This window comes from Mesorhizobium calcicola (assembly GCF_042682105.1).
Classification (GTDB): Bacteria; Pseudomonadota; Alphaproteobacteria; order Rhizobiales; family Rhizobiaceae; genus Mesorhizobium; species Mesorhizobium calcicola.
In genome coordinates this window covers 14,924-31,177 of the sequence record NZ_JBHUGY010000037.1, presented here as the reverse complement: position 1 = coordinate 31,177, position 16,254 = coordinate 14,924, and the positions used below count along the sequence as shown (strand labels likewise).

Sequence of the window (16,254 nt, the reverse complement as noted above, 5' to 3'; positions counted from 1 at the left end):
TTGGGAAACATAGAGTTTTTCGGCCTGAATTGCACGTTTTTGCTGGATTCAGGCGCTGGCCTTGACCTCGTTCTTCAGCCGTTCGATCGTCATCAGCACGCGTTCGGGCGTTGCAGGAGCATCGAGACGCGGACAGATCTTGTGGTCGGCAACGCTCGCCACCGCATCCGACAGCGCGTGCAGCACCGACATGCCGAGCGGGAACGGCGGCTCGCCGACCGCCTTGGAGCGATGGACCGTCGGCTCGCTTGCCTCCGGCCAGTCGGCCAAGGTAACGTTGAAGATCTTCGGCCGGTCCGACGCCAGCGGGATCTTGTAGGTCGACGGCGCGTGCGTGCGCAGCCGGCCCTTGTCGTCCCACCACAGTTCCTCGGTCGTCAGCCAGCCCATGCCCTGGATGAAGCCGCCTTCGATCTGGCCGATATCGATGGCGCGGTTCAGCGAGCGGCCCGTGTCATGCAATATGTCGGTGCGCTCGACCATGTACTCGCCGGTCAGCGTGTCGACCGAGACTTCCGAGCACGAGGCACCATAAGCGAAGTAATAGAAGGGGCGGCCTTCGCCCTTGTCACGGTTCCAGTGGATCTTCGGTGTCTTGTAAAAGCCCGCCGCCGAAAGCTGGATACGGGCCATATAGGCCTGTTTGACGAGGTCGGCGAAGGCGATCTCCTGGTTGCCGATGCGCACCCGGTTGGGCAGGAACAGCACCTGGTCGCGCGGCACCTGATATTTTTCGGCGGCGAAATTGGTCAACCGATCCTTGATCTGGCGAGCGCCGTTCTGCGCCGCCATGCCGTTGAGGTCGGAACCGGACGACGCTGCCGTGGCCGAGGTGTTCGGCACCTTGCCGGTCGTGGTCGCGGTGATCTTCACCTGATCGAGATCGATCTGGAATTCTTCCGCCACCACCTGCGCCACCTTGATGTAAAGGCCCTGTCCCATCTCCGTGCCGCCATGGTTCAGATGCACCGAACCATCAGTGTAGACGTGCACCAGCGCGCCCGCCTGGTTGTAGTGCGTGGCCGTGAACGAGATGCCGAACTTGACCGGCGTCAGCGCCAGACCACGCTTGATGAAACGGCTGTTGGCGTTGAAGGCCGATATCTCGCGCCGACGCCGCGCATAGCCGGCGCTCTGCTCAAGCTCGGCGACGATGCGCTGGATGATGTTGTCCTCGACCGTCTGGTGGTAGGGCGTGACATTGCGGTCGCTGGTGCCATAAAAATTCTTCTTGCGGATTTCGAGCGGATCCTTGCCGACGGCGAACGCAACCTCGTCGATAACGCGCTCGGCACCGACCATGCCTTGCGGACCGCCGAAACCACGGAAAGCGGTGTTCGACACGGTGTTGGTGTAGAGCGGCGCCGACTGGGCATGCACCGCCGGCCAGAAATAGGTGTTGTCGCAGTGGAACAGCGCGCGATCGGTCACCGGACCTGACAGGTCCGAGGAGAAACCACAGCGCGCCGCGAACATGAAATCGACGCCGAGAATGTTGCCCTCGTCATCGAAGCCGACTTCGTAGTCGACGAGGAAGTCATGGCGCTTGCCGGTGGCGATCATGTCGTCGTCGCGGTCGGGCCGGATTTTCACGGCGCGGTGGTGCTTTTTCGCGGCAATGGCTGCCAATGCCGCAAACTGGTTGCCTTGCGTCTCCTTGCCGCCGAAACCGCCGCCCATGCGGCGGATTTCCACCGTGATGGCGTTGCTCGGCACGCCGAGCGCATGGCTGACCATGTGTTGGACTTCGCTCGGATGCTGGGTCGAGGAATAGATGGTGACGTCCTCGTCCTCGCCGGGCACGGCCATGGCGATATGGCCCTCGAGATAGAAATGCTCCTGGCCGCCGACGCGCATCTGCCCTTTGAGCCGGCGGGGCGCGGCCTTGATCGCCGCCGCGGCGTCGCCGCGCTTAAGGGTCAGGGGCGGCGTGACCAGCCTGTCCTTGCGGGGATCGAGTTCGCCGATGTCGGTGACGAAAGGCAAATCCTCGTATTCGACCTTGGCCAGCCTGGTGGCGCGGCGTGCCTGCTCGCGCGTCTCGGCAATGACGCAGAAGATCGGCTGGCCGTAGAATTGCACCTTGCCGTCGGCCAGCACCGGTTCGTCATGGCGACCCGTCGGCGAAATGTCGTTTTCACCCGGCACATCGCTGGCCGTCAGCACGTCGACGACCCCCGGGGCAGCGCGCACCGCCGACAGGTCCATGCTGGTGATGGTGGCATGGGTGGCAGCCGAAAGCCCAAGGCAGCCATGCAGCGTGCCGGCCGGTTCCGGCATGTCGTCGATGTAGACGGCGGTGCCGCTGACATGCTTGTGGCCAGAATCATGCCGCTGGTCGGTGGCGACGCCGCCGGTGATCTTTTCAGCCCTGAGATTGGGGGTGGCGTGCTTGTTCATCATGCCGCCTCGTTCCTTGAAACCTGGATCGGCTCCCTGGTGCCGCTGGTCTCGGCGAAGAAGCGCAGCAAAAGATTGCGCGCCGCCAGGGCGCGATACTCGGCCGAGGCCCGCATGTCGGTCAGCGGAGTGAAATCATCAGCGTACTTCGCCATCGCCGCCTCAATCGTCTGTTCGGTCCACGGCTTGCCGAGCAGCGCTTTTTCGACAGCCGACGCCCGCTTCGGCGTCGCCGCCATGCCGCCATAGGCGATGCGCACGTCCGCGACCGTGCCATCCTTGGCCAGCGTCAGGAAGAAGGCGCCGAGGGCCGCCGTGATGTCCTCGTCGCGGCGCTTGGTGATCTTGTGGACGGCGAATTTCGTGCCCTTAGCGGGGATGGGAACGTGCACGGCTTCGACGAATTCGCCTGATAGCCGATCCTGCTTGCCATAGGCGATGAAGAAGGTTTCCAGCGGGATCGTGCGCCGCTTGTTGCCCTTGCGCAGCGTCAGCCGCGCGCCGAGCGCGATCAAGGGCGGCGGCGTATCGCCGATCGGCGAACCGTTGGCGATATTGCCGCCGATGGTGCCCATGTTGCGCACCTGTTCGCCACCGATGCGATCGAACAACGGCCCCAGCGCCGGGATGCGCTTGGCGAGCGTCGAGAACGCCTCGGTGTAGGTGACGCCGGCGCCGATGGTGATGACGCCCTTGTCCTCGGCGATGGTGCAAAGCCCGTCGAGATCGCCGATGAAGATCACCGGCGAGATATCGCGCATGTGCTTGGTCACCCACAGGCCGACATCGGTCGAGCCGGCGACGATGGTGGCGCCAGGTTCCTTGTCCAGCACCGCGGCGAAATCGTCGACGTTAGCCGGCACGATCAGCCGCTCCTTACCGGCGCCGATCTCGACCCGTGCGCCGTCATGCATGGCTTCGAGCCTTGCCATGATCGCCTTGCGCTCGACCGCCAGCGGGTCCTTCGCCGCCTTGCCGTAGCTGGAGATGGCGTGCGCGGCGCGCATGATCGCCTCGTAGCCGGTGCAGCGGCAGAGGTTACCTTGCAAAGCCTTTTCTATTGCCCCATTCGACGGGTGGGGCGACCTCATCCACAGGCCATAAAGCGACATGACGAAGCCCGGCGTGCAGAAGCCGCATTGCGAGCCATGGAAATCGACCATCGCCTGCTGCACCGGGTGCAAATGACCGGGAAGGCCGCGCAGGTGCTCGACCGTCACGACATGAGTGCCGTCCAGCGAGCCGAGGAAGCGGATGCAGGCGTTGACGCTTTCATAGACCAGCCCGCCAGCCGAGAGCTTTCCAACCAATACGGTGCAGGCGCCGCAATCGCCCTCGGCGCAGCCTTCCTTGGTGCCGCGCAGCGAACGGTCGAGCCGCAGCCAGTCGAGCAAGGTCGCGTCTGGCGCCACCGACGAAAGCACGACATCCCTGCCGTTGAGAATGAAACGGATCCCGTTGCGGACCCTGACCTTGGCCATGCTTCAGCTCCCCCTGTAGGTCGAATAGCCGTAGGGCGAGACGAGCAGCGGCACGTGATAGTGCACCGGTTCGGCCATGCCGAAACGGATCGGCACGATGTCGAGGAATGCCGGGCTTGGCAGCTTTGTGCCCTGGCGCCGCAGATAATCGCCGGCGGCGAAGACCAGTTCGTATTCACCGGTGCGGAACTCGGCGCCGGCGAGCAGCGGCGCGTCGCAACGGCCATCGTCATTGGTGACAACGGTCTTCAGATGTGTCCGCGCGTCGCCCTCGAGGTGATAGAGCGCAATCGACAGTCCCGCCGCCGGCTTGCCGGTCGCCGTGTCGAGGACATGGGTCGTCAGACGCCCGCCATCGGCTATCGACGTTTCTGCCACTGGCCGCCTCCCATTTCCCAATGCCAACGAATTGGCCGGTGCAATCGAACGTTACCGATGAATTGTGCGCCAATTAAAGGCGATGCATAAGTCCCGGTCGAGCGGAGCGCGACAAAAACACTTTCAAAAATTTTCGGGGGAATGCACGGGCAGCCCTTTCGATATCCTGATCATAGTTCGGGCGATGCCCGGCAGGAGGGACGATGCGTTACATCAGAGACATGCGCGGCTATGGAGCCAATCCGCCGGATCCGAAATGGCCTGGCGGCGCGCATGTCGCCGTGCAGTTCGTCGTCAACTATGAAGAGGGCGGCGAGAACTGCGTGCTCCACGGCGACAAGGCTTCGGAGGCCTTCCTGTCGGAGATCGTCGGCGCGGCACCCTGGGTGGGCCAGCGCCACTGGAATATGGAATCGATCTACGAATACGGCGCCCGCGTCGGCTTCTGGCGGCTGCTCCGGCTGTTCACCGGGGCCGAGGTGCCGGTGACCTGCTACGGCGTCGCCACCGCGCTGGCCCGCTCGCCCGATCAGGTCACGGCGATGCAGGAAGCCGGCTGGGAGATCGCCTCGCACGGGCTGAGATGGATCGACTACCGCGACCACAGCGCCGAGGACGAGCGCCGCGACCTCGAAGCGGCGATCCGCCTGCACTACGAGGTGACCGGCCAGCGCCCGACCGGCTGGTATACAGGCCGCACTTCGGTCAACACGGTGCGGCTGGTGGCTGAAGAAGGCGGCTTCGACTACGTGTCGGACACCTATGACGACGAACTGCCCTACTGGTTCGAGCATGAAGGCGGCACACAGCTCATCATCCCCTATACGCTCGATGCCAACGACATGCGTTTCGCCACGCCGCAAGGGTTCAATTCGGGCGACCAGTTCTTTGCCTATCTGAAGGACAGTTTCGACACGCTCTACGCCGAGGGCAAGGCCGGCCGGCCGCGCATGATGAATATCGGCCTGCATTGCCGTCTCGTCGGGCGGCCGGGCCGGGTGGCGGCGCTGAAGCGCTTCGTCGACTATGTCAAGTCGCACGACAAGGTCTGGCTGGCGCGGCGCATCGATATCGCCAGGCATTGGCAAGAGAACCATCCCTATCGGCCGGCGACACTCAGGCCATCGAAGATGGAGTTCGAGACGTTCGTCCACACTTTCGGCGGTGTCTTCGAACATTCGCCATGGATCGCCGAACGCGCCTACGAGCTGGAACTGGGTCCGGCGCATGACACGTCAGGCGGCCTGCACAACGCGCTTTGCCGCGTCTTTCGCGCCGCCAGCGAGACCGAGCGGCTTTCGGTGCTCAACGCGCATCCCGACCTTGCCGGCAAACTGGCCAAGGCCAAGCGGCTGACGGCCGAATCGACCAGGGAGCAGGCTTCGGCCGGCCTCGACGCGCTGACGGACAAGGAGCGCGAGCTGTTTTCCAAGCTCAACGCCGCCTATGTCACCACCTTCGGCTTCCCTTTCATCATCGCGGTGAAGGGCAAGACCAAGGAGGAGATCCTGGCGGAATTCGAGGCGCGCATAGGCAACGGCCGCGGCGTTGAATTCGAAACCGCCTGCAAGCAGGTCGAGCGCATCGCGCTGCTCCGCCTCAGGGACATGCTTCCGCAATAGGTTTAAACCCATGGATACGATCAGGATGCCCGACCGAACCTATTATGCGCCGCATGGCGGCCACCCCGGCCAGAACGAGCTTCTGACCGGCCGCGCCGTCTTCACCGAAGCCTATGCCGTCATCCCCAGGGGCGTGATGCAGGACATCGTCACCAGCGCCCTGCCGTTCTGGGACAAGACCCGCGTCTGGATATTGTCGCGGCCGCTGTCCGGTTTTGCCGAGACGTTTTCACAATACATCGTCGAGGTCGCGCCCGGCGGCGGCAGTGAACGGCCGGAGCCCGATGCCGGCGCCGAGGGCGCCCTGTTCGTGGTCGAGGGCGAACTGATGGTTCTGTTTGCCGGCAAGAAGCATGTGTTGCGACCGGGCGGCTTTGCCTTCCTGCCGCCGGCAAGCGGCTGGACGGTTCGCAACGAAAGCAAGACCGAGGTCCGCTTCCACTGGATTCGCAAGGCTTACGAGGCGGTCGACGGTCTCGATGCGCCGGAAGCCTTCTTCACCAACGAACGGGACATCGCGCCGACGCCGATGCCGGGCACCGACGGCCGCTGGGCAACGACGCGTTTCGTCGATCCGGCCGATTTGCGCCACGACATGCACATGACCATCGTGACGCTGGAACCCGGCGCGGTCATTCCCTTCGCCGAGACCCATGTCATGGAGCACGGGCTCTATGTGCTGGAAGGCAAGGCGGTCTACCGCCTCAACCAGGACTGGGTCGAGGTCGAGGCCGGCGACTATATGTGGCTGCGCGCCTTCTGCCCGCAGGCCTGCTATGCCGGCGGCCCGGGCAAATTCCGCTACCTGCTCTACAAGGACGTCAACCGCCACGCCAAGCTCGGCGGCGCCGGCATTGCAAGGCGGGCGCCGTGACCCGCATCGTCGCGCGGCCGCTGACCCGCGAGAGCTTTGCCGCCTTCGGCGACGTCATCGACATGGGTGGCGACAACCACTACCCGATCAATGGCGGCAAGGCCGAACGCTACCACGACCTCGCCACCGCAGAGGCCGCGGGGCCGAACGCCCGCGTGTTGATCTCGATGGTGCGCGGCACGCCTTACGAATTGCCGCTGAAGCTGACCATGGTCGAGCGGCACCCCTTGGGCAGCCAGGCTTTCATTCCGCTGTCGCCGCGCCCCTTCCTGGTCGTCGTGTGCCATGATGGTGATGAGGGGCCAGGCGAGCCGCTCGCCTTCATCACCGCGCCCGGACAAGGCATCAACTATTCCCGCAATCTGTGGCATGGCGTGCTGACGCCGCTCGGCGAGGCGCAGGATTTCCTGATCGTCGACCGTGGTGGCGACGGCTCCAACCTCGAGGAATTCCATTTCTCGCACGCCTACGAGATCCATCTCCGCGACGAGAGCCTGTGATGACCGACATTTCCCTGATCGACCGCCTGCTCGATGTCATCGAGCACGACATCGTGCCGAAGACGGCAGAAGGCATTGCCCATGGCAACAAGCTGTTCGGCGCGGCGATCCTGCGCAAGGACGACCATTCGCTGGTGCTGGCCGAGACCAACAACGAGATGGAAAACCCGCTCTGGCATGGCGAGGTGCATTGCCTGAAGCGCTTCTACGAAATGCCCAAGGCCGAGCGCGTCGATACGAAAGACGCCATCTTCATCGCCACGCACGAACCCTGCTCGCTGTGCCTGTCGGCGATCACCTGGACCGGCTTCGACAATTTCTACTATCTGTTCAGCCATGAGGATTCGCGCGACAGCTTCGCCATCCCGCATGATCTCAGGATTCTGAAGGAGGTCTTCACCCTCGATCCCGGCGGCTACAATGCCGAGAACGCCTACTGGAAGAGCTTTTCGATCCGCAGGCTGGTGCGGTCGCTACCCGAGGCCGAGCGCCAGCGGCTGGAAACGCGCATCGGCAGGATCTCGGCACGCTATGACGAATTGTCCGGTGCCTACCAGGCGAGCAAGGGCGACAACGACATTCCGCTGAATTGACGCGGATTGACCAGCCGAATTCGTCGGCTGGCCCACGACGCGGTCCCACCGGCTCCATCATCTGGCGATCTTGGAGTCCCGCATGAAAACCGTCACCGAATTTCCCCGCAAGGTCGTCGAATTCCCGGACATGGGAATCGTCATGCCCGACGGCTGCCGGCTGTCGGCGCGGGTATGGATGCCGGAAGATGCCAGCGACGATCCGGTGCCGGCGATCCTCGAGCACCTGCCCTATCGCAAGCGCGACGGCACGATCTTTCGCGATCAGCTGACGCATCCCTATTTCGCCGGCCATGGCTACGCCTCGATCCGCGTCGACATGCGCGGCAATGGCGATTCCGAAGGGCTGATGGACGACGAATATTCCGAGCAGGAATTGCAGGATGCCTGCGACGTCATCGCCTGGGCGGCATCGCAGCCCTGGTGCAACGGCAATGTCGGCATGATGGGCATATCCTGGGGTGGCTTCAACTGCCTGCAGGTGGCGGCCAAGCGACCGCCGGCGCTGAAGGCGGTGATCAGCCTGTGTTCGACCGTCGACCGCTATGCCGACGACATCCACTACAAGGGCGGCTGCCTGCTGATCGAGAATTTCGGCTGGGCCTCGACCATGCTGTCCTATTCGTCGCGGCCGCCGGATCCGCTGCTGGCGGGCGACGTCAGGTGGCGCGATCTGTGGCTGACCCGGCTGGAGAACCAGCCTTTCCTGGCGCCGCTGTGGCTGAAGCACCAGCACCGCGACGCCTACTGGAAACGCGGCTCGATCTGCGAGGATTTTTCCGCCATCCAGGCCGCGGTGCTGTCGATCGGCGGCTGGCATGACGGCTACCGCAACACGATCTCGCACCTCGTCACCAACATCCAGTCTCCGGTGAAGGGTATTGTCGGGCCGTGGATCCACAAATACCCACATTACGCAGCACCCAGGCCTGCCATCGGCTTCCTGCAGGAGGCGTTGCGCTGGTGGGACCGCTGGCTGAAGAATGTCGACACCGGCGTCGAGGCCGATCCGGCCTACCGCGCCTATGTGATGGACAGCGTCCGTCCGGCGCGCTGGCATCCCGACCGGCCCGGCCGTTGGGTGGCGGAGCAGGAATGGCCGTCGCCCGCCATCAGGACGCAATCGATCGAGCTTGTAGCCAAGGGCGGCAAACCCGCCATCGTTGCCTCGCCGCAAATCTGCGGCCTTGCCGGCGGCGAATATTTTCCGTTCACCTTCGGCCCCGAACTGCCCGGCGACCAGCGCCCCGACGACGCTTTGTCGGTGTGTTTCGACCAGCCGGAACTCAGTGAGGCGATCGACATCGTCGGCGCGCCCGAAGTCGAGGTGCGGCTATCCTCAGACCGTCCGCAGGCCAACATCGCGATCCGGTTGTGCGACGTGCATCCCGATGGCGCGTCCGAGCTGATCTCCTATGGCGTGCTCAATCTGACGCATCGCAATTCGCACGAACTTCCCGAGGCGCTGGTGCCGGGCGAAACCGTGTCGGCGCACGTGGCGCTCGATCAATGCGCCTATCGCGTACCGGCCGGTCACCGCCTGCGTATTGCGGTGTCGAACGCCTATTGGCCGATGATCTGGCCGTCGCCGGAGCCTGTCAGGCTCACCTTGTCGGCCGCGACGCTGTCCTTGCCGCTGCGGCCGCTGGCGACAGGCAACGAGGTGACGTTCGCCGAGCCGGAAGGCGCCACTCCCTGGGCAACAGAGACGATCCGCGCCGCCAATTCCGAGCGTCATGTCGAGCGCGACGAGAAGACGGGAATTGTCACGCTTTCCATAACGGACGATTTCGGCGAGGTGCGCGATCTTGCCCACGGCCTGGCCAATGGCAGCATTGCCCGCGAGACCTGGACGATCCACGCCGATAGTCCGCTGTCGGCCTCGGGAAAAACCCACTGGACGCAGACGCTGTCGCGAAATGGATGGTCGGTGCGCACCGAAACATCAGCCGAAATGCGGTCGGACGCGCAAAACTTCATCGTCAGCGCCCGAATTGAGGCCTTTGAGGGCGAAACTCTCGTTTTCGAACGAAATTTCGAGGAGAGGGTGCCGCGCGCGCTCCTTTGAGCACCGATCTTGTTCGCCCAAATGCGACGTACGATTTACGCCACGGCATGTCGCATTCGGTCTTGCTTACCGCTTTCCCTTGCGGTCATTATTCTCCTCACAAGAAACAAGAAGAACGACCGCAGAGTCGAACCAACAGAGTGAGGAACTCAACATGTCAAACGAACTGGAATTCCTTAGCCGGCGCGTCGCGTCCGGCAAACTGAGCCGTCGCGATTTTCTCGGCCGGGCGGCAGCGCTCGGCGTCACCGCGACCTTCGCCAACTCGCTGCTTTCCAGTGCGGCGCGCGCGGCGGGTCCGGTCAAGGGCGGAGCGCTGAAGGCCGGCCTGGTCGGCGGCGAATCCACCAACAGCCTCGACCCGGCGCTGATGATGACGCAGGTGCCGTTCGCCTTCGGCAAGTGCTGGGGCGAAATGATCGTCGAGCTGTCGCCCGAGGGCAAGCTCGAGAACCGCATCGCCGAGGAGATCGGCTCGTCCGACGACGCCAAGGTCTGGACACTAAAGATCCGTGACGGCGTCGAATTCCACAACGGCAAGACCGTGACCGCCGAGGACGTCGCCGCGACGCTCGAGCGCCATTCCGACGAGAAGTCGAAATCCGGCGCTCTGGGCTACATGAAGGGCATCGAGAGCATCAAGGCCAGCGGCAAGGAAGTGGTGCTGACGCTGAAGGAAGCCAATGCCGACCTTCCCTACCTGCTCAGCGACTATCACCTGATCGTGCAGCCCAACGGCGGCAAGGACAAGCCCGATGCCGGTATCTCGGCCGGACCTTACGTGGTCAAGACCAACGAGCCCGGCGTGCGCCATGTAGGCGAGCGCTTCGCCAATTACTGGCAGGGCGACAAGATGGGCCATGCCGACCAGATCGAGGTTGTCGTCATCAACGATGCGACGGCGCGCACGGCGGCCCTGCAGGGCGGCCAGGTCAACATGATCAACCGCGTCGAACCGAAGATCGTCGACCTGATCAAGCGCGTGCCCGGCGTCACCATCCGCAACCATGCAGGCCCCGGCCACTACGTGTTCATCATGCATTGCAACACGGCGCCGTTCGACAACAACGACCTCAGGATGGCGCTGAAGCTGGCCATCGACCGCGAGGAGATGCTGAACAAGGTGCTGCGCGGCTACGGCTCGCTCGGCAACGACTTCCCGATCAACGCGTCCTATCCGCTGTTCACCGAGATCGAGCAGCGCAAGTACGATCCGGACAAGGCCAAGTTCCACTACAAGAAGTCCGGCCATGACGGCTCGATCCTGCTCCGCACCTCGGACGTCGCCTTCCCCGGCGCCGTCGATGCCTCGCAGCTCTATCAGCAGAGCGCGGCCAAGGCCGGCATCAAGCTGGAGATCAAGCGCGAGCCGGGCGACGGCTACTGGAACGAGGTTTGGAACAAGCAGCCCTTCTGCGCCTCCTACTGGGGCGGCCGCTCGACCCAGGATCAGATGTACTCGACCGCCTATCTGTCGACGGCCGACTGGAACGACACCCGCTTCAAGCGTCCTGATTTCGACAAGATGGTGCTGGCGGCGCGCGCCGAGCTCGACGAGGCAAAGCGCAAGGCGATGTACCACGACATGGCTGTCATGGTGCGCGACGAGGGCGGCCTGATCCTGCCGATGTTCAACCAGTTCATCGACGCGACCGGCGCCAAGGTCGGCGGCTGGGTGGACGATCCGCATCAGGAATTGATGAACGGCTACGCCTTGGCGAAGTGCTGGCTCGAAGCCTGAGCCCGGCTTTGCGGATATGTCTTCACCCATCCTGAAACTGATTGCCCAGCGCGTTGCGCTGGGCATCGTGCTGTTGCTGGCCGTTTCGGTCCTGATCTTCGCCGGCACCCAGATCCTGCCCGGCGACGTCGCGCAAGCCATCCTCGGGCAATCGGCGACACCGGAGTCGCTCGCCAATCTGCGCGAGCAACTCGGCCTCAACGATCCGGCCTATATCAGGTATTTCCACTGGCTGGGCGGCGTTTTGACCGGCGACCTCGGCACCGCGATGTCGAGCGGGCAGGATATCGCGACGTCGATCAAGGACAGGCTGTGGAACACGCTGTTCCTGGCCTTCTGGGCGGCGATCGTCGCTGTGCCGCTGGCGATCATCCTCGGCCTGATCGCTGTGCGCTACCGCAACGGCTGGGTCGACAAGCTGATCTCCGGCCTGGCGCTCGCCTCAACGTCGTTCCCGGAATTCTTCATCGGCTATGTGCTCGTCTTCTACTTCGCCGTTCAGCACCAATGGTTCCCGGCCATCTCCACCGTCTATGACGGCATGCCGTTCGGCGAGCGCATGCAGGCCATCGCTTTGCCGGCGGCGGCGCTGACGCTGGTGGTTCTGGCCCACATGATGCGCATGACGCGCGCGGCGATCCTCAACGTCATGCAGTCGGCTTATGTCGAGACCGCCGAGTTGAAGGGCCTGTCGGCCTTCGCCGTCATCCGCAAGCATGCCTTTCCGAACGCGATCGCGCCGATCATCAACGTCGTCATGCTCAACCTCGCCTATCTCATCGTCGGCGTTGTCGTGGTGGAGGTGATCTTCGTCTACCCGGGCATGGGACAGTATCTCGTCGACCACGTCACCAAACGCGACGTGCCGGTGGTGCAGGCGGTCGGCCTGATCTTCGCCGCCGTCTACATCAGCCTGAACATCATCGCGGACATTGCGGCGATCGTCGCCAATCCGCGGCTCAGGCATCCGAAGTAGGAGGGGGCGGACATGCAGAATATCAAACGCATCCCCCTCCCGGCATTGATCGGTATCGTGCTGACGACGCTGTTCGTGCTGGCGGCAGTGTTCGCGCCATGGATCGCACCGCACGGCAATGCCGAGATCGTCAGCGACGTCCCTTGGGACCCAATGTCGTCGGCGCATTGGCTGGGCACCGACAATCTCGGGCGTGACCTGCTGTCGCGCATGATCTACGGCGCCCGCATCACGCTGTTCATCGCGGTGCTCGCGACAGCCCTTTCCTTCTCGCTCGGCTCTATTCTGGGCTTTTCGGCGGCGGTGTTCGGCGGCTGGTTCGACACGCTGCTGTCGCGCCTTGTCGATCTGCTTATGTCGATCCCGACGCTGATCATGGCTCTCGTGGTGCTCTCGGTGCTGCCCTCCAATCTGGTGACGCTGATCCTGGTGATGGGCGTTCTCGACTCGACCCGAGTCTACCGTCTGTCGCGCGCGGTGGCCGTCGACATCAACGTCATGGACTATGTCGAAGCGGCGAAGCTGCGCGGCGAAGGCAGCGCCTGGATCATCTTCCGCGAGATCCTGCCCAACGCGCTGTCGCCGCTGGTTTCGGAACTCGGCCTGCGCTTCATCTATGCCGTGCTGTTCCTGTCGACTCTGTCCTTCCTCGGCCTAGGCGTGCAACCGCCGGATGCCGACTGGGGCGGCATGGTCAAGGAAAACAAGGACGGCATCGTCTTCGGCATCGGCGCCGCACTCATTCCGGCGGCGGCGATTGCAGCGCTGGCAATCTCGGTCAACCTTGTTGCCGATTGGATCCTCAATCGTACGACAAGCCTGAAGGGAGGACGCGGGTGATGGCCGACAGCAAAGCGAACCCTGGCCTGCTGCTCGACATCCGCAATCTGCGCATCGAGGCCACCGTCTTTCCGCCTGGCGAGCCGCCGAAGAATATCGTGCTGGTGCACGATGTCTCGCTGACGCTGCAAAAGGGCAAGGTGCTTGGCCTGATCGGCGAATCCGGCGCCGGCAAGTCGACCATCGGCCTGTCCTCGATGGGCTATGGCCGCGGCGGTGTGCGCATCACCGGCGGCGAGGTGATCCTCAACGGCCGCGATATCCTCAAGGGGGGCAAGGACGGCTTCCGCAAGCTGCGCGGCCGCGAGGTCTGCTATGTCGCACAGTCGGCGGCGGCTGCCTTCAACCCGGCGCACAAGCTGATGGACCAGGTGGTGGAAGCCACCCTGCTGCACGGCACTGCGACGCGTGCCGAGGCCGAGAAGCGCGCCGTTGCGCTGTTCAAGAAGCTCAGCCTGCCGAACCCCGAAACCATCGGCGAGCGCTTCCCGCACCAGGTCTCGGGTGGCCAGCTGCAGCGCGTGATGACGGCGATGGCGCTTTGTTCCGAGCCGGACCTGATCGTCTTCGACGAGCCGACCACGGCGCTCGACGTGACGACGCAGATCGACGTGCTGGCGGCGATCAAGGATGCCATCCGCGACACGCATGTCGCCGCGCTCTACATCACCCACGACCTTGCGGTCGTCGCCCAGGTCTCCGACGAGATCATGGTGCTGCGCCACGGCCGGTTGGTCGAATGGGGCGGCACCCGCCAGATCATCAAGGAGCCGCGCCAGGAATACACCAACGCGCTGGTGTCGGTGCATGAGATCGAACATGCCGAGCAGAAGCCCGGCACGACGCCGTTCCTGTCGGTGAAGAACGTCACCGCCGCCTACGGCCGCAGCCACATCAAGGTGCTGAAGAACGTCTCGGTCGACATCTATCCGGGCCAGACGCTGGCCGTCGTCGGCGAATCCGGCTCCGGCAAGTCGACGCTGGCGCGCGCCATCACCGGGCTTTTGCCACCCGAAGAGGGCACGGTGACCTTCGACGGGCGTCCGCTGGCAAACCGGCTCGCCGACCGGCCGAAAGAAGACCTGCGCCAGCTGCAGATGATCTACCAGATGGCCGATGTGGCGATGAACCCACGCCAGACCGTCGGCACCATCATCGGCCGGCCGCTCGAATTCTATTTTGGCATACGCGGCCGCGAGCGCGACAGACGCGTCGCCGAACTGCTCGACAAGATCGAGATGGGCAAAGGCTTTTCCGACCGCTATCCGGCCGAGCTTTCCGGTGGCCAGAAGCAGCGCGTCTGCATCGCCCGCTCGCTCGCCGCCAAGCCGAAGCTCATCATCTGCGACGAGGTGACCTCGGCGCTCGATCCGCTGGTCGCGCACGGCATTCTCGAGCTGCTGCTCGAGCTGCAGAAGGAGGAGAACGTCGCCTATCTGTTCATCACCCATGACCTTGCCACGGTGAAGTCGATCGCCGATTCGATCGCGGTGATGTATCGCGGCGAAGTGGTGCGCTATGGGCCGAAGAGCAAGGTGCTGAGCCCGCCCTTCGACGACTATACCGACCTTCTCCTGTCATCCGTCCCCGAGATGGAGATCGGCTGGCTGGAAAAGGCGATCAAGGGACGGCGCATGGCCAGCGCGGGGAACTAGCGACCCATTGGTCGGGCCCGGGACCTCATCCCTGCCCTCTATGACAAGACTGCATGGAGCAGCCCGTGGCGCTCAAATCCAAGCTTTTGCTGATCATCCTCGACGGCGTCCCTTACCGGAACTGGCGGCGGCTGATGGGCAATCTCGAAGGCTGGGTGCAATCGGGCGAGGCGAGCGTCTGGAAGATGCGCTCCGTGCTGCCGTCGACTTCGGCCTGCTGCTACGCCTCGATCCACACCGGCGTATCACCCCAGGTGCACGGCATCCTGTCCAACGAGAACCGGTTCCGCGTCGAGCAACCCGACATCTTTTCCGAAGTCAGCAAGGCCGGCGGCAAGACCGGCGCCGTGACCCATTCCTACTGGTCGGAATTCTTCCGTGCCTATCCGTTCGATCTCGTCGAGGACATGGAATTCGACGAGCCAAGCGGGCCGATCACGCATGGCCGGTTTCACACCATGACCGGCTACAATGCCCGCAACCAGATGACGCCGAGCGATGTCGACCTGTTCGCGACGCTGACCATGCTGACCAGGCGCCACGGCATCGACTACGGCATCCTGCATACCTGCACGCTCGATTCGATGGGCCATCGCTTCGGCCATGACTGCCATGAGATGGATCATGCCGTCTATGCGATGGACGGCATGCTGGCCGCCTTCCTGCCGGGCTGGATTGAGGCCGGCTACGAGGTGATGGTCACCGCCGACCACGGCCAGACCGATCGCGGCCATCATGGCGGCCATGACGACGAGATGCAGGATTTCGCGCTGTATTATTTCGGACCCGGCAAGGGACCGCAGGCCGACACGCTGCTCGACCAGTTGCAACTGGCGCCGACCATCTTGAGCCGCCTCGGCGTGCCGATGCCGGCGACGATGAAGGCGAAGGCTTTCCTGGACTGAAGGCGTGGCCGCGACGTTGTCGTCCCCCTCTCCCCGTCCTTTACGGGGAGAGGGTAAGGGTGAGGGGCTGCGCCAACATCGAATATGAATAGCGGAACGCTCGCGCCGCCCCTCATCCGCCTACCCGGCACCTTCTCCCCGTATAGGGACGGGGAGAAGGGATGCTCTGGCAACCGCCCCGCTCTTCGGTTAGCCTCCGCAAATTCCTTGGCGGAGGATGA

The 16,254-nt window shown here is 63.8% G+C and carries 13 protein-coding genes; 10 read left to right on the top strand and 3 right to left on the bottom strand.

What is annotated here, in order from left to right; genetic code table 11:
• Positions 1-48: 48 nt before the first annotated feature.
• The 3 genes from xdhB to uraH are packed head-to-tail and all read right to left on the bottom strand — an operon-like array spanning position 49 to position 4,259.
• The gene (gene xdhB, locus ACFSQT_RS24425; protein WP_379023179.1) at positions 49-2,400 is read right to left on the bottom strand and encodes a xanthine dehydrogenase molybdopterin binding subunit; all 2,352 of its coding nucleotides are present in this window, start codon (positions 2,398-2,400) and stop codon (positions 49-51) included.
• Entirely contained in the window at positions 2,400-3,881 is a 1,482-nt protein-coding gene (xdhA, locus tag ACFSQT_RS24420; RefSeq protein ID WP_379022949.1) for a xanthine dehydrogenase small subunit, read from the bottom strand. Before xdhA ends, xdhB begins: the two co-directional genes overlap by 1 nt.
• Before the next feature lie 3 nt (positions 3,882-3,884).
• Complete coding sequence (uraH, locus tag ACFSQT_RS24415) at positions 3,885-4,259, bottom strand: hydroxyisourate hydrolase (protein ID WP_379022947.1); 375 nt, start codon at positions 4,257-4,259, stop codon at positions 3,885-3,887.
• 203 nt (positions 4,260-4,462) lie between these two features.
• Here uraH and puuE point away from each other — a divergent pair, with 203 nt between their 5' ends.
• The 10 genes from puuE (at position 4,463) to ACFSQT_RS24365 (ending at position 16,033) form a co-directional block, all read left to right on the top strand.
• Positions 4,463-5,881, top strand: coding sequence for an allantoinase PuuE (gene puuE, locus ACFSQT_RS24410; protein ID WP_379022945.1), 1,419 nt, complete (start codon positions 4,463-4,465; stop codon positions 5,879-5,881).
• A 10-nt stretch (positions 5,882-5,891) separates the two neighbouring features.
• A complete protein-coding gene (locus tag ACFSQT_RS24405; protein ID WP_379022943.1) occupies positions 5,892-6,755 on the top strand; it encodes a bifunctional allantoicase/(S)-ureidoglycine aminohydrolase in 864 nt (287 codons plus the stop codon).
• On the top strand, positions 6,752-7,255 hold the full coding sequence (locus ACFSQT_RS24400; protein ID WP_379022941.1) for an ureidoglycolate lyase: 504 nt from the start codon (positions 6,752-6,754) through the stop codon (positions 7,253-7,255). The genes ACFSQT_RS24405 and ACFSQT_RS24400 overlap by 4 nt, the downstream gene beginning before the upstream one ends.
• A complete protein-coding gene (locus tag ACFSQT_RS24395) occupies positions 7,255-7,848 on the top strand; it encodes a nucleoside deaminase (RefSeq protein ID WP_379022939.1) in 594 nt (197 codons plus the stop codon). The genes ACFSQT_RS24400 and ACFSQT_RS24395 overlap by 1 nt, the downstream gene beginning before the upstream one ends.
• A gap of 82 nt (positions 7,849-7,930) precedes the next feature.
• On the top strand, positions 7,931-9,916 hold the full coding sequence (locus ACFSQT_RS24390) for a CocE/NonD family hydrolase (protein WP_379022937.1): 1,986 nt from the start codon (positions 7,931-7,933) through the stop codon (positions 9,914-9,916).
• A 154-nt stretch (positions 9,917-10,070) separates the two neighbouring features.
• Complete coding sequence (locus ACFSQT_RS24385; protein ID WP_379022935.1) at positions 10,071-11,657, top strand: ABC transporter substrate-binding protein; 1,587 nt, start codon at positions 10,071-10,073, stop codon at positions 11,655-11,657.
• Positions 11,658-11,673: 16 nt separating this feature from the next.
• Positions 11,674-12,633, top strand: a complete 960-nt coding sequence (locus ACFSQT_RS24380; RefSeq protein ID WP_379022933.1) for an ABC transporter permease — start codon at positions 11,674-11,676, stop codon at positions 12,631-12,633.
• 12 nt (positions 12,634-12,645) lie between these two features.
• Positions 12,646-13,473 (top strand): ABC transporter permease, encoded by an 828-nt coding sequence (locus ACFSQT_RS24375; protein WP_379022931.1) that lies wholly within the window; start codon positions 12,646-12,648, stop codon positions 13,471-13,473.
• Entirely contained in the window at positions 13,473-15,128 is a 1,656-nt protein-coding gene (locus ACFSQT_RS24370) for an ABC transporter ATP-binding protein (protein ID WP_379022929.1), read from the top strand. Before ACFSQT_RS24375 ends, ACFSQT_RS24370 begins: the two co-directional genes overlap by 1 nt.
• Positions 15,129-15,193: 65 nt before the next feature.
• A complete protein-coding gene (locus ACFSQT_RS24365; protein ID WP_379022927.1) occupies positions 15,194-16,033 on the top strand; it encodes an alkaline phosphatase family protein in 840 nt (279 codons plus the stop codon).
• Positions 16,034-16,254 lie beyond the last annotated feature (221 nt).